Below are 14362 nucleotides of genomic sequence, written 5' to 3' on the forward strand. Positions count from 1 at the left end.
ATGTCCCATTTCACCTTGCCACGCACGGAGTCGGAAAGTCATTGACTTTGGGCATCAAACCCATTGAGATTGGCGCCCAAACCCATTGCGTTTGCCAGTCAAAGTCAATGCTATTGGAACGGCCCTCTCATGGGCATGGATAGATGAAGTCAACAACGAAATAAACAAAAAATACGAATTGGCGAATTTCTTACCATTTCCCTATGGTAAACAATTCGCGTAGTTAACTCATACATCGCCACACAATACCATTCAGAAATGCACACATGTTTAAAGTCTTCATACTATGATGAAGCAAATGTAACAACGGCACGTTTTATCACGCTCTCTATCTTTTCAGATGTCAACCGTACGATGTGATTTATTCCTACTAATTCAAATATTTGTTTTCTGCACCAATCGATACCTATACATATTGTGAAAATGATCAAGCAGCTCGTTAACATTTTGAACATAAACAAACTATCATCCAGCATTCCTTGCCATACGAACATCTTCTGCCATAATATTTTCCGCACCATCGCATTATCGCTGATCAGATAGACCGCAAGCGTATATGGAGCTATCTTAACGAGGCATCTTGTCAAACCATTTTCTTTGATGGTTAAACCTCTAACCCAAAGAAAAACATAGAGCGAGAAAAAAAACACAAAACCATTATAGCTAAAACCAAAAGGCGTCATATTAGTACCATAAAATAAAGGTATAAATATGTGCATCCAGGCAGGATATGTAAAGGTAATAACCGCAGCGACAATGGCTTTTCTGCCATATCGATTCGTCGTTTTTGCATATAGTCTAACATAACCAGCAACCAAATACAAAAATATGAACCACAAGAACCCATAACCTCCACCAAAAGTGTCACCTAAAGGAAACTTTACTAATAATGTTAAACTTATTGCTCCTAACCCTATTAACGTCAACAAATATTTGCTTTGACTAACATGATGAACGAAGACGTTCAAGACAGGAGCGAAAATGAGCAAGCCCATATAATTGGTCATAAACCAATATTCCTTAAAAGTGATAGGAAAGATTGCATTGATCAGCTCTTTTACGTGGAAAGTTTGAAAGCCCATACAACATAAGACCGCATACAAACTCACAGCATAAAACAACACCTCAACCCATAATACTGCCAACCTACTCAGCTTAAAAGATTTGGTTATCATAAAATAACCTGTTATCATCACATAACAATTTACAGCAATATGGCATATTTCATATACTATTTCGGACACGACGAAATTACACGAGGACATAGAAAGACCCATTGTCCCTCCCGAGGAAATACCAAAATGATAATACAAACCATGAGAGAAGTAATGTAGCACCACAATTCCAAACATTGCAGCCACTCTGAGTAAATCGAAATTGATGAAACGCTTCTGCGATACCATATCATGTGAAATGTTAATGTTCTGTGTGCTTATCTCCATTTTCTTACCAGGTAGATTCAACTTCAAACTGCAACAACGTTTGCAAATTTAAGTAATAAAACTCAAGTGGTATTCTGAATTCCAACTTTTTTCTTGGTCTGGCACACGGCTCATTGAGTTCATGATTGACCATTGATTTACTTTTTGCTTGAACCTCAGTTTGTACATCACAGAAATTGTTTATCTTTGTCCTTTGGTGAGTTGCGCCATCATGCGCTTCGCCGCCAAATAAGAAAGCTATCTAATACGTCTGCAACGTTTTTACTTAAAAAGGATGAAAAACAGAAAGTAAGAAGCATTTAATCAGATAATAGCCAACCTGTCAATATGAATATATATCAAGAAGCGTTCGTTGATGGAATGTATACGGTTCCCGATTTAAAATTGGACTGGGACTCACTCCTCTCTGATAAGTATAATTTATGGGCAAAATACAAGTTTGCCTTACTTAAATTCTATTATTCTCCAAATCATGAAGGATCATGTTCTGATGTAGCACGGGAATTCAATGACAAGGCATCATCACTGAATGCGCTTATCATGAACTTCGGCCGTGCAGTGCAGAAGACTGTAGGCGATTTTTCAGTCATGCAAAATAATAAGATGCAATACTGGATTATTTCCATGAATGGATATTATGATGAGAAAAATCACTTCGTTTGGCGGCTGAGACCTGACCTCACTGAAGCAATCAAGAGGCAGCTGGAGAGCGAAGCCAATTTAAAGGAAATGTTTCTTGAGCGTTTTTCCGTAGAATCCTTACGTTCTATGCCAATAGAAAAGTATACGAACCTCAATCGTAAAGACTCTTTTTGCTATTGGCTGGAATCAGAAACATACTGTCTTGGTTCAATCTGGGGTGGTAGTTCGCTGAAATTCGGGATCTATATGTTTGACCAAACACCTAAAGAAGGCATGCCAGTAAAGTATGACGATAAATACTGCTGGCAGGCTAAATACAACAGTAAAACAAGTGCGGAAGCCTTCAATATTGTTAGAGATAAGATTGCAACGATAGCAGAAAAAGCCGTTCAGGGTGATTTACAAGGTGTCGAGGACGTTGATTTCGGTGATGTGGTTAAATGGAAAATAGCCTGCCTTTACTCAGACAAGAAGGTTATTAATATGTTTACTAAGGATCTTCTACAGTCAGCTGCGAAGGGTTTTGGGTACAAAGGCGACCCTGAATCACGAATAGACATGAACAATTTTATCGTTTCACAGTATGACGAGAAACGCGAGTCTTTCTATGATTTCTACATGCGTGTGGGTATTCACTATTTTGGAAAATCCAAACCAGAAAAAACATATTGGCTTGCCGGTTGTTCATTTGGTAGTACGAAATCTCAGTTTGATAGGTTTGTAAAAGATGGAATATGGGAGAGTAAGCATGATGAACATAACGTTGCGGACCAAAAACTTCTTCCTCTTGTGCAGACGATATCGGAAGGAGACATCATTATATTGAAATCAACTTCCACCAAGGGTAGCCATCATGACCAACCTTTCATGCGAGTAAAAGCAGTAGGCATGGTAACAAGTAATATTGAAACAAATATAATAGGTGGTTCAACATACTGTAGGTGTTCCGTTGATTATATGAATACGGATGAAAAAGACTTTGACGGGGCATTTTATGGTTCATATCGTAAAACGCTTCACAAATCTGATCGTAAATTGAAAGAAGTTATTGATTATGTAAACCGTTTAATGTCAAGCAAAGATATGCCAAGAGAAAATATCATCCAAGAAAAGCAAAAGACGTATAGTGAGTTCATAGAACTTCTCAACGAGAACTATAATCTTGTCTTGACCGGTGCTCCCGGTACAGGTAAAACACACATGGCACAGGAAATAGCAGAAGAGATGGGAGCCGTGACAAAGTTCGTGCAGTTCCATCCTTCTTATGATTATACTGACTTCGTAGAAGGCTTGCGTCCTATTGAGAAGAGCGATGGACAGATGGGGTTTGAGCGCAAAGATGGAATTTTTAAGGACTTCTGTCGTGAAGCCATTAAGAACTTGATTGACTCTGAAAAGAGTATAGAAAGTCTGACTAAGGAAATGTCATGGAAGGACAGGCTAGACCGTTTTGTAGAAGATTCTATTGAAAACGGCAACAAGTTTAAAACCGTCAATGGCAGTGAGTTCGTCATTTCTGAAATGAGGGATCACACCATAGTCATTTATAATGAACAGAATGAAAAGACGACACAGGTTGCTGTAAATGCAGATGAAATACTAGAGTTGCTTACTAACGGTGTTCCTCTAAATATTGTTAGAGATATACGAAATTATTTCAACCGCAAATTTGGAACCCAGCCAGACTCTTATGCCTTTGCTATTACAAAGGCTGTTCGAGCAATGAAACAGAAGAAGACACCTGTGGTGGAAGCAAACAAGATAGATAGAAAGCCATTTGTATTTATCATTGACGAAATTAATCGTGGCGAGGTATCGAAGATTTTTGGAGAGTTGTTCTATGCCATAGATCCCGGCTACAGAGGGAAACAAGAACATTTGGTACAGACCCAATACCAGAATCTTGTACCTGAGTCGGATATGTTTGCAAAGGGGTTCTATGTGCCGGAGAATGTTTACATACTTGCAACGATGAACGACATAGATCGTTCTGTGGAGAGTATGGACTTTGCCATGCGCAGACGATTTACATGGAAAGAAGTAACTCCAACAGACACGGAGTCTATGCTTGACGCCATGCCGTGTGAGAAGAAGGCTAAGGCTGCCATGCACAGACTGAATAGTGCCATTGCTGAAACTGATGGGCTTGGAGCAGCATATATGATTGGCCCGTCTTATTTTCTGAAACTCAATGAAAACGGAGGCGATTTTAGCAAGTTGTGGAAGATGAACATCGAGCCGCTGCTGAAGGAATATTTACGTGGATTCCGTAAGGCAAACGAGATTCTTGACAGATTCCGTAGGACATACTTTGGTACAAAGGAAGAAATAATAGCTGACAAGGCAGAACTGATAGATGAGGATTAATCTGACAGATAACAACATCGGACAATCTGATGCCGGAACGTTTCTGAGAGAGAACGTGGCGGCATTGTTCCCAATCGCTGGCAAGACGATTGCAGAACTATGTGCGGAAAATGAGAACCTTCTCATCTTTCCATACAGCATCGAAACTTCGGATGACATGATTGGCGAGTCTTCTATCATGAGCATACTTAATACCGATGATCCAGACAAAGTACGAATCACTACGGGCAATGTAATGGGCTTCATTGGTGTTGATAATCTCCAAATAAAGATAAAATCGAGATTTGACAAGGGACGAGATGACTACCTTCTGCACTATATGCTTCAGAAAGTATTGTCGTTTAACCTCTTTGACCTCAGTCACAACAATGAAGAAGAAGATGTCTTTGACTTTATCATGTTCATGTTCCCATACTTCCTGAAAGCAGCTATGCGACAGGGCGTTTATAGGGAATACCAAAACTTCAGACACAACGATGCAAATCTAAAGGGAACCATTGATATTGGACAGCATATTGCCAAAAATGTGCCATTCGTTGGAAACATTGCTTACTCGACAAGAGAGTATAGCCATGATAATAATATGACAGAGTTGATTCGACATACCATTGAGTTTATGAAAACGAAACGATATGGCCAGTCAGTCTTGAATGTTGACAGTGAGACAATTGAGAACGTGAAGGCTATCGTTGAGCACACACCTTTATATAATAAGAATGAACGGGGCTGTATCATCAACAAAAATCTCCGTGCGAAAGCTCATCCCTATTTTACAGAGTATCGTCCGTTACAAATGCTCTGTCTACAGATTCTCAGAATGGACGAGGTGAAGTATGGTGAAAGCAATGACGACATTTGTGGCATCCTGTTTGATGGGGCTTGGCTTTGGGAAGAATATGTCAATACCATCTTGAGAGATTACGATTTCAAACACCCTGAGAACAAGCTGCACAAAGGTGGTATCTATCTTTTTGATGACCATAGTGGTATACGCTATCCAGACTTCTATAAAGATGACATGGTACTTGATGCCAAGTACAAGTTACTAGGTAGTTACGACAAGGTGTCAAAGGTAGATAGCGATGACATCCATCAAGTCATGGCATATATGACGGCACTGAAAGTAGACCAAGGTGGATTTGTTGCCCCACTGAATCAGAAACAGTTGAACATCCCGACTTCACATCTTAAAGGAAGCTCGGCCACTCTATCAATATATGGCATTGAAATTAGTAAGACAGACACGTCTTATATGGACTTTTGTGAGAATATGAAGGAAATGGAATGTGTATTCGTTGAGTCATTGCATTGACACCGTAGATCATAAGTTCAATTAAGAAATGCAATTTTTAGGAAATACAAAAGAAGCGAAAATATTTTTTTCAGAGATAAGGGAGGGTGTCCTTAGTAGAGTAAACCAACAAGTTTTGCATTTCAATTTTGAATCTGCATCCATTGAAGTGCCTGTGTTGACGAAAACAAATAAACACGGTTTTTTGTTGCGGTTTGCAAAAAATGATGTACCTTTGCAAACGCTTTTCGGTTTGCCACTTACAGCAAACAACAGAAAGTGCATCGGGATGTAGCGCAGTTGGTAGCGCACTACGTTCGGGACGTAGGGGTCGGGCGTTCGAGTCGCCTCATCCCGACAAAAAAGACGACAAGTGAGTATTTTCACCTGCCGTCTTTTTTTGTTTTTATAGGCTCTTGTCAGTCCTTTGCTTACGACAATCCCTCTATCACGCCATTTTCAACATACAACCTTTCGGCCTGCGGACTCTTAGGCAAGCCAGGCATACGCATGATGCTGCCAGCGATGGCCACAATCATTTCGGCACCAGCATTGATTACAAAGTCGCGAATGGTGATTTTGAAATGGGTGGGAACGCCGTATGCCTTGGCATCTTCGGAGAATGAATACTGCGTCTTGGCGATGCAAACGGGGAAATGAGTAAAGCCCAATGCGGCGATGTGCGCCAGTTTTTTCTTCGCAGCAGGCTTGATAACAACGTCATCGGCACCATAGATGCGTTGAGCCACCTTACGCACTTTTTCCTCAATGGACTCGTCATCGCTGTACAACATCTTCAATGGGGCAGACGGATGCTCATCAATGGTGTCGACAACCAGTTGTGCCAAGGCTTCAGCTCCCTTTCCACCATCTGTATAAGCCGTATTGACGGCACAACCTACACCCAGCTCTTGGCAATGTTTCTGTACCAGTGCCAGTTCTTCATCGGTATCATCGGGGAAGCGGTTGATGCACACCACGACGGTTTGGCCAAAGGACTGCATGTTGGCAATGTGCTTATCCATGTTGGCCATTCCTTGACGAATGCCATCGGGATGCGGCTGCTTGATCTCCGTAACGTCAATGCCGCCATGCAACTTGAGTGCCTGTGCGGTAACCACCAGCACGGTAAGTTTAGGCGACAGACCGGCCTTGCGACACTTGATGTCAATGAATTTCTCAGCACCCAGGTCGGCACCGAATCCAGCCTCTGTGATGACATAATCGCCAAACGTCATTCCCATCTTGGTGGCCATGACGCTGTTGCAGCCATGTGCAATGTTGGCAAACGGGCCTCCGTGGATGAATGCCGGCGTGTGTTCGGTGGTCTGCACCAGATTAGGATGGATGGCATCGTGCAAAAGAGCCGTGATGGCTCCAGCCACGCCCAAATCCTTTACGGTGAAAGGCTTGTCTTCAAAGGTGAAACCCAAGAGGATGTTCTCTACACGACGCTGTAAATCTTCCTCATCTTTGGCCAAACAGAGGATGGCCATGATTTCAGAGGCAGGCGTGATGTCAAAGCCTGACTCATTGACTACGCCGTCGGTACGATGTCCCAAGCCTGTGACAACGTTGCGCAGGTTACGGTCGTTGACATCCAACACTCGCCGCCAAAGCACCTCTTTGAGTGCGAAGCCCTGGTCCTGATTTTGATAACAGTAGTTGTCGAGCAACGCTGATATCATATTGTTGGCAGAGGTGATGGCATGGAAGTCGCCGGTGAAATGGAGATTGATTTTCTCCATAGGCAGCACTTGCGCATAGCCTCCGCCAGCCGCTCCACCCTTCATGCCGAAGCAAGGGCCAAGGGATGGCTCGCGAAGAGCTACCACCGCCTTCTTACCAAGACGGTTCATGCCCAGGGCAAGTCCCACGCTGACGGTTGTCTTGCCATTGCCTGTCTTGGTGGGCGTGATGGAAGTGACCATGATGAGATTAGCTTTTTTTACTTTTTCCTCGTCGATGAGCGTGTATGGAACTTTGGCCATGTACTTGCCATAAGGTTCAAGAGCCTCTTGAGGAATGTTGATTTTCGCGCCTATCTCAGCGATAGGCAGTAGCTTTGTTTCGTGTGCGATTTGTGAATCTGACTTCATTTTTTCTGATAGTAGTAAGTGTTAAAGATTGATTTGCCCTTCAAATGTACTGGAAAAAAATGCAATAGACAAAGTTTTCAGCAAAAATCTGATGATATACAGACAGAAAGGGTAAAAAAAAGAGTTGGCATTTGCGGTGTCAACTCTTAATGGGTATGTTGTTTTATTCGTAAAGAAAGATGTTTCAGTACAAAGCCTTGCCGATTTTAGTCGCGCAGACAAGCATCCAATTCCTTGGTGATGGCTTCCTGATCGAGGTTCTGACCAATGAAAACCAACTTCTGCATGCGATCGCCATACGTTTCATCCCAATCGCGACGCAAAGCCGGTGTTTGAGCTTTCATCTGCTCCAATTGGTCGGCCGGCATGGTGGCATACCACTGACCGGCATCGCGTATCTGCACTTGCTTGCCGGCTTGCTCGAAGACATAGCATTTATTTTTTTCGTCATTGAAATAGCAAATACCCTTGCTGCGAATGACATTCTTGGGCCAACGGCGCGCCACGAAGTCGTCGAACAGTCCTAAATCCATGGCTGGCCGACGATAGTAGACGAAGGTTTGGATGTTATACTCCAGCGCTTCGCCACTCTCCTCGTTCTCAATGCCCTCGGGATGGTCGTGATGATGATGGTGATGGTGTTCGTGTTCGTCTTCGTCATGATCACCCTCCAATTCTGCTATCCAACTGGCCGACGTAGCCACCTCCTCAAAATTGAATTGGCCCGTGCCAAGAATCAAATCGAGGTCTACATCGCCGTAATTACACTCAAGGATGTTTGCCTTGGGTTGCAGTGCACGGATGATTTTCTTGACCTTTGTCAGCTCTTCAGGCGTTACCTCAGCAATCTTGTTGATAATGATGGTGTTGCAGAACTCAATTTGCTCGATGACCAAACGTTCCAAATCATCTTCCCCAATATTCTCTTTCAGCAAATCCTTTCCACCGCCAAACTCATCCCGCAGGCGCAGAGCATCGACCGCCGTCACGATGGAATCGAGCTTAGCAATGCCGTTCTTGGCAAGCTGTGGGTACAATTCGGGGTAAGCACAGATGGTTTGTGCGATGGGAGCTGGCTCACAAATGCCACTCGCCTCGATGACAATGTAGTCGAATTTGTCCATGCTCACGATGTCGTTGAGCTGCTGTACCAGGTCGAGTTTCAGGGTACAGCAGATGCAACCATTTTGCAAGGCCACCAAACTATCATCCTTCTGTCCAACCACCCCACCCTGTTCAATGAGGCTGGCATCGATGTTCACCTCACCGATGTCGTTAACAATGACGGCAAACTTGATGCCTTTCGTGTTGGATAAGATTCGGTTGACCAGCGTTGTCTTGCCACTTCCCAGGTAACCTGTGAGCAACAAGACGGGTATTTCTTGTATTTTCATCTCTAAATCAGTTTATGATTGTGCCACAAAGGTATAAAAAAAGTTGGACAGGTGGCCATCTGTTTCCAACATTTTAAGTACTACTCCTCAAACGAAACATAGGGTTTGAGTCGCTCAATGGCCTCGGGTGTGAAATCTTTCAACATGCCCAGGTCTTCCAATCGATGGATAGGTCCTTTCAATCGGCGATAGTCAGCGATGGCACGGGCTCGGTAATAGCCCATGTAGGGGTGCCGCTTCAGCTGACTAATGGATAGTTTGTTGATGGACAAGCGATGAATTTGACTGGCATCGCGTGGTGGTAAAGAAAAATAAGTCAATGCTTCTTCGGGGAAATCCTCTATTTCTAACAGCTGTCGGGTGTTGCAAAAGCCACCTAAGCGCGTTCGGTAGTTCACGATTTGGCGAGCGAAATAGCTGCCAATGCCCGGCACTTTTTTCAACATAGACGTGTCAGCGGCGTTGAGAGCGACATGCTCGGTAGATTTGATTTTGATGGGAAAACGAACGGTGTCACGCTCTAATTCCTGCGTTGGTGCTGCATTTGCGGAGAGTGTTGACGCAGGTAGATAATCAGAACTGATGTGAATGTATGGCTCCATAGCCAGATATTGCTTACGCGTCAGTCCATACAAGCGGGAAAAATCGGAAGCCTTGCGATAAACACCACCTGCCGCTCTGTATTTGTAGATGTTGCGTACCTGCCACGGTTGCAATCCCAAGCGCAACAAATCTGTGCTGTCAGCTGTGTTTGGGTCAAAGGGAAAAAGTTCGGCTTGTCGTCCTTCCACCCGATAATAGGCTACGGGTTGAGAGCTGGAATGGTATGAATCGCCTGGCTCTTTCACAAAAACGGTATCACGATTGAAGCCGCCTGTCGTTGTTTTCTCTTCGTCACTGAGCAAGAAAAACAGGGCTGTAGCACAAATACCAACCGTGAGCAGGAAGATGAGCGCTTTGCGGTCGGACTTGTTGAAATAAAAAAAATCTTTGATGGACATGGCAGATTCAGCAAATGATTTGATACAAACGTGCTGTTGATATCTTGAAAATATTGTATCTTTGCATAAAATAGGCTACGCCTCAACAAAGTAAGTAAACTTCCTTTGTCTTCGGCTTGCACTATTTTTGCATGAAAATAGTTCGGTTTCTTATGCAACAAATCATACAATTCATCAAGCGCTACCCCTTTACTACCGTACTCATCCTTGGTATTTGGGTTGTTTGCTTGATTCCTATTCCAGAAACCCCATTGACTGGTGTCACGCTCATAGACAAGTGGACACACGTGGCCTTGTACACTATTTTGGGTTGTTGCATTTGGATTGAAACTGCCCGCAGCCGCCAAAAGCTAAGTAACAAACAGCTTTTCATCCTCACATTTGCGGCACCAATCATCATGGGAGGCCTGATAGAAATCGTTCAAGCAACCTGCACAGGGGGCAACCGAAGCGGCGAGTGGATGGATTTTCTGGCCGACAGCATCGGTGTTGTGCTATCACTGCTTATCGGTATTCTTCTGGCAACGTGTCTTTCCAAGCGGAAAAGGGATTCGTGAGCATGTATTTGTTGTAGAACCGCGCATCTCCAGTGACCTCCGGACCAATGAAGTCTGGCTTCTCATAAGGTTCATCTTCTGACTTCAATTCCACCTCGGCCATGACAAGTCCCTCGTTATCGCCGTAGAATTCATCCACTTCAAACACATGATTGCCACTTTTAACGAGATAACGACGCTTATCGATGGTACCTCCTTGACAAAGTTGTAGTAGATGCGAGGCTTCATCGAGCGTGATTTTTGTCTCAAACTCATAGCGCGTCATTCCGCCATGAGTTGATTTTCCCTTGATGGTCAGGTATACTTCTTCGTCACGAACACGAATCCTCACCGTCGCATTGAGGCAAGGTATGTATCCCTGTTGGATGTGACTACTGGAAAAGGCGGCACGCTTGAATGCTCCGCCTTTCTTGACAAGGAACTTGCGTTCTATCTCAAATCCACTCATCCGCTATACGTTCATGGCGACAATAATCCAAATGATGGCACAAACAAGCAATGCAATGGAAAGCCATTTAATGACATTTTGCGCTTGTTTTTCTTGTCTTGCCTCGCGCTTAGCTCGATTCATTTTGCTTTTTTCACTCATAGTTGTATGATTTTAAAGGTTGATTAGTCATTATCATCCGCAACGGGGAATTCCATGAGGTAAGCCTTAATAAACTCATCCAGCTTACCATCCATCACTGCGTCTACATCGGTTGTCTGATAATTGGTGCGGTGATCTTTCACACGACGGTCGTCAAAAACATAACTTCGGATTTGACTTCCCCATTCTATCTTCTTCTTTCCAGCCTCAATTTTAGCCTGCGCCTCCAACCGTTTCTTCATGGCACGGTCGTAAAGTTGACTCTTCAAGAGCTGCATGGCCTTGGCTCGGTTCTTCGGTTGGTCACGTGTTTCGGTGTTTTCAATCAGAATTTCTTCTTCCTCTCCCGTGTCAGGATCTTCGTATTGATAGCGAAGGCGAACGCCAGACTCCACCTTATTCACATTTTGTCCGCCCGCACCACTCGATCGGAAGGTATCCCACGACACACGAGCAGGGTCAACAAACACCTCAATCGTATCGTCCACCAGGGGTGAAACAAAGACACTGGCGAAGCTGGTCATGCGCTTTCCCTGGGCATTGAATGGAGAAACGCGCACCAAGCGATGCACCCCGTTCTCGCTCTTCAAGTATCCATAGGCATACTCGCCACCTTCTATCTTCATTGTCACGCTCTTGATGCCGGCCTCATCACCGTCCTGAATATCACTGATGGTACACTTGTAATCATGAGCCTCGGCCCATCTCATATACATACGCATGAGCATTTGTGCCCAATCCTGACTTTCTGTACCGCCTGCTCCCGAGTTAATCTTCATCACACAGTCCATGGGATCTTCGGTTTGACGAAGCATGTTCTTCATTTCCAGATGCTCTATGGCGGCAACAGCCTTGGCATAGTCGGCATCCAACTCGTCTTCCGTAATCATGTCATCACGATAGAAATCGAATGCCAACTCCAATTCATCAGCCAACTGACGCACCTGTTGATAACCAACGAGCCACTTCTCAATGCCCTTGACCTTAATCATCTGTTCTTGGGCCCGCTTAGGATCTTCCCAAAAATCAGGTGCTTGTGTGCGTAGTTGTTCTTCTTCGAACTCTACTTTTTTCTGGTCTATGTTCAAATACCGATGAAGGGCTTCAGCACGCTCCATCACATCTTTTAACTGGTCGCTTGTTATCATTATTCTTCGTACATGCTGTCAATGACGTCCTTGTAGATTTTATAGACGGCTGGACGTCTGATTTTCAATGTATCCGTCAATTCCCCACGCTCCATATTGAAATGGTGAGGAAGAAGAGTGAAACGCTTGATTTGCTCATAGTGGGCCAAAGACTGTTGCAAGGTCTTGATGCGTTCCATCATCATGTCCTTGATCTGTTTGTTTTCACACAAATCTTCTCTATCCACATAGGCGATACCGTGATCGCTGGCATATTCTTCCAAGAGCCTAAACTCTGGTACAATCAATGCCGAAACAAACTTTCTTTGGTCAGCGATTACAACCACTTGGTCCACATATTTGTCCACCAAGAGCATCGCCTCCACCATCTGTGGTGCGACATATTTTCCGTTACTCGTCTTGAACAGATCCTTGATTCGCTCCGTCAAGTACAGCTCTCCGTCTTTCATGTAGCCTGCATCGCCCGTATGGAAGAACCCATCCTCATCAAAAGCTGCTGCATTCTCATTGGGCAGTTCATAATATCCTCTGGTGATGGTAGGGCCTTTGAGCAGGATTTCATTATTCTCTCCTATCTTAATCTGAATACCATCAACCGGTCTACCTACCGAGCCAACCGTGTATGGCCTGTCCATACGATCACAAGAAACGGTGGCCAAGCTCTCGGTGAGACCATACCCAACCATCATGTAGATACCAATGGAATGGACAAACTCCTCAACTTCTGGTGAAACATAAGCACCCGCTGTTGGAAAGAAGTGTGGGTTCTGCAAACCAATTTGTTTGCGAACCAATGCCATGACACTCTTATTATATACTTGATATTCTGCAGACAAGGCAAAAGGAGGTCGTTTTCCTTTACTCAAATAGTCGATATTATATTTCTTTCCAACGGCCAATGCCCTGTTGAAAAGTTTCTTTTGTACGGGATTAGCACTATCAATGCGCTCTTTCACCGCTATATAAACTTTCTCCCAAAAGCGAGGAACGGCCGACATAGCGGTAGGTTTCACCTCACGCATGGTCTGCTGTATTTCTTTGGGATACGTGTTAATAATGACGTGGGCACCTGCCGTTAGACACAAATACAACCAACCCCGTTCAAAAATATGCGTAATGGGCAGAAAGCTCACTACACGGTCTTCCTCATCAACAGGCACACTTTTTCCATTTGCTTCCATGGCTGCGTCGTACTGACCGTAGGTCAATACCACGCCCTTGCTTACTCCTGTGGTTCCACTGGTATACAGGATGTTACAAATATCCTCATCATTGGCATCTGCCCATCGCTTTTCTACCTCCAATTGATGTGGCAGATTCTCACCTAATCTAATAAAGTCTTCAAAATAAATAGCATTTGTATCGTACGCACTCAATCGAACACTGTGATCAAAAATGATAATTCGCTCGAGTGTAGGACATAGCGAAAACACACGATGTGCCTTGTTATACTGTTCTTGTTCGCCAACAAAGAGGAAGCGTATCTGTGCGTTGTTTATTATATATTGTATCTGCTGCTCACTGCTGGTAGCATACAAAGGGATGGAAACGGCCCGAACCCCATAAGCACCAAAATCTGTATACAGATACTGGAGGCAGTTTTGTGCAAACACACCGATTTTTTCTTGTGGTTTCAATCCAAAGTCAATCAACTCATTAGACACCTGTTTCACACGCAAAGAGAACTGCTTCCAAGAAACAGTCTTCCACTTCAAACTGCCAAAGCTACGAAAGGTCAGCGCATCACGCGAACCATATTTCTTTGCTTGTTCATGTATCAGTACGGAAAGGTGATGTCTTGTTTGCATAAGATAGAAAAAATTTATATGATG

The 14362-nt window shown here is 43.9% G+C and carries 12 protein-coding genes and 1 tRNA gene; 5 read left to right on the forward strand and 8 right to left on the reverse strand.

Translation table 11 applies throughout. The features are described from left to right. Positions 1-284: 284 nt before the first annotated feature. Positions 285-1403 (reverse strand): acyltransferase, encoded by a 1119-nt coding sequence (locus NQ518_RS07525; RefSeq protein ID WP_227205915.1) that lies wholly within the window; start codon positions 1401-1403, stop codon positions 285-287. Between the two features lie 366 nt (positions 1404-1769). Here NQ518_RS07525 and NQ518_RS07530 point away from each other — a divergent pair, with 366 nt between their 5' ends. The 4 genes from NQ518_RS07530 (at position 1770) to NQ518_RS07545 (ending at position 6100) form a co-directional block, all read left to right on the forward strand. Continuing rightward, complete coding sequence (locus NQ518_RS07530) at positions 1770-4451, forward strand: McrB family protein (protein ID WP_227205913.1); 2682 nt, start codon at positions 1770-1772, stop codon at positions 4449-4451. Then, positions 4441-5763 (forward strand): McrC family protein, encoded by a 1323-nt coding sequence (locus tag NQ518_RS07535; protein WP_227205911.1) that lies wholly within the window; start codon positions 4441-4443, stop codon positions 5761-5763. The genes NQ518_RS07530 and NQ518_RS07535 overlap by 11 nt, the downstream gene beginning before the upstream one ends. Before the next feature lie 28 nt (positions 5764-5791). Continuing rightward, a complete protein-coding gene (locus tag NQ518_RS07540) occupies positions 5792-6037 on the forward strand; it encodes a hypothetical protein (protein WP_227960236.1) in 246 nt (81 codons plus the stop codon). Next, positions 6028-6100, forward strand: a tRNA-Pro gene (locus NQ518_RS07545). Before NQ518_RS07540 ends, NQ518_RS07545 begins: the two co-directional genes overlap by 10 nt. A gap of 73 nt (positions 6101-6173) precedes the next feature. Here the strand turns inward: NQ518_RS07545 and NQ518_RS07550 are convergent. The 3 genes from NQ518_RS07550 to NQ518_RS07560 all read right to left on the reverse strand — a co-directional run bounded on the left by NQ518_RS07550 (position 6174) and on the right by NQ518_RS07560 (position 10236). Continuing rightward, the gene (locus NQ518_RS07550) at positions 6174-7841 is read right to left on the reverse strand and encodes a formate--tetrahydrofolate ligase (RefSeq protein WP_227205909.1); all 1668 of its coding nucleotides are present in this window, start codon (positions 7839-7841) and stop codon (positions 6174-6176) included. Between the two features lie 206 nt (positions 7842-8047). Further along, positions 8048-9235, reverse strand: a complete 1188-nt coding sequence (locus tag NQ518_RS07555) for a CobW family GTP-binding protein (RefSeq protein ID WP_227205907.1) — start codon at positions 9233-9235, stop codon at positions 8048-8050. 80 nt (positions 9236-9315) lie between these two features. After that, entirely contained in the window at positions 9316-10236 is a 921-nt protein-coding gene (locus NQ518_RS07560; protein ID WP_227205905.1) for a helix-hairpin-helix domain-containing protein, read from the reverse strand. Between the two features lie 152 nt (positions 10237-10388). Between NQ518_RS07560 and NQ518_RS07565 the strand changes: the two genes are divergently transcribed. Continuing rightward, the gene (locus tag NQ518_RS07565; protein ID WP_227960234.1) at positions 10389-10793 is read left to right on the forward strand and encodes a VanZ family protein; all 405 of its coding nucleotides are present in this window, start codon (positions 10389-10391) and stop codon (positions 10791-10793) included. Here NQ518_RS07565 and NQ518_RS07570 read toward each other — a convergent pair. The 4 genes from NQ518_RS07570 to NQ518_RS07585 are packed head-to-tail and all read right to left on the reverse strand — an operon-like array spanning position 10741 to position 14338. Beyond that, a complete protein-coding gene (locus NQ518_RS07570) occupies positions 10741-11241 on the reverse strand; it encodes a CYTH domain-containing protein (RefSeq protein ID WP_227960232.1) in 501 nt (166 codons plus the stop codon). The genes NQ518_RS07565 and NQ518_RS07570 overlap by 53 nt on opposite strands. A gap of 3 nt (positions 11242-11244) precedes the next feature. Further along, on the reverse strand, positions 11245-11382 hold the full coding sequence (locus NQ518_RS07575) for a hypothetical protein (protein WP_023058109.1): 138 nt from the start codon (positions 11380-11382) through the stop codon (positions 11245-11247). A gap of 23 nt (positions 11383-11405) precedes the next feature. After that, entirely contained in the window at positions 11406-12530 is a 1125-nt protein-coding gene (prfB, locus tag NQ518_RS07580; RefSeq protein ID WP_227960231.1) for a peptide chain release factor 2, read from the reverse strand. Beyond that, positions 12530-14338: an AMP-dependent synthetase/ligase gene (locus NQ518_RS07585; RefSeq protein ID WP_227960229.1), complete on the reverse strand. Its 1809-nt coding sequence runs from the start codon at positions 14336-14338 to the stop codon at positions 12530-12532. Before NQ518_RS07585 ends, prfB begins: the two co-directional genes overlap by 1 nt. Positions 14339-14362: the final 24 nt, after the last annotated feature.

The sequence above is a fragment of the Hoylesella buccalis ATCC 35310 genome (genome assembly GCF_025151385.1).
GTDB classification, from domain to species: domain Bacteria; phylum Bacteroidota; class Bacteroidia; order Bacteroidales; family Bacteroidaceae; genus Prevotella; species Prevotella buccalis.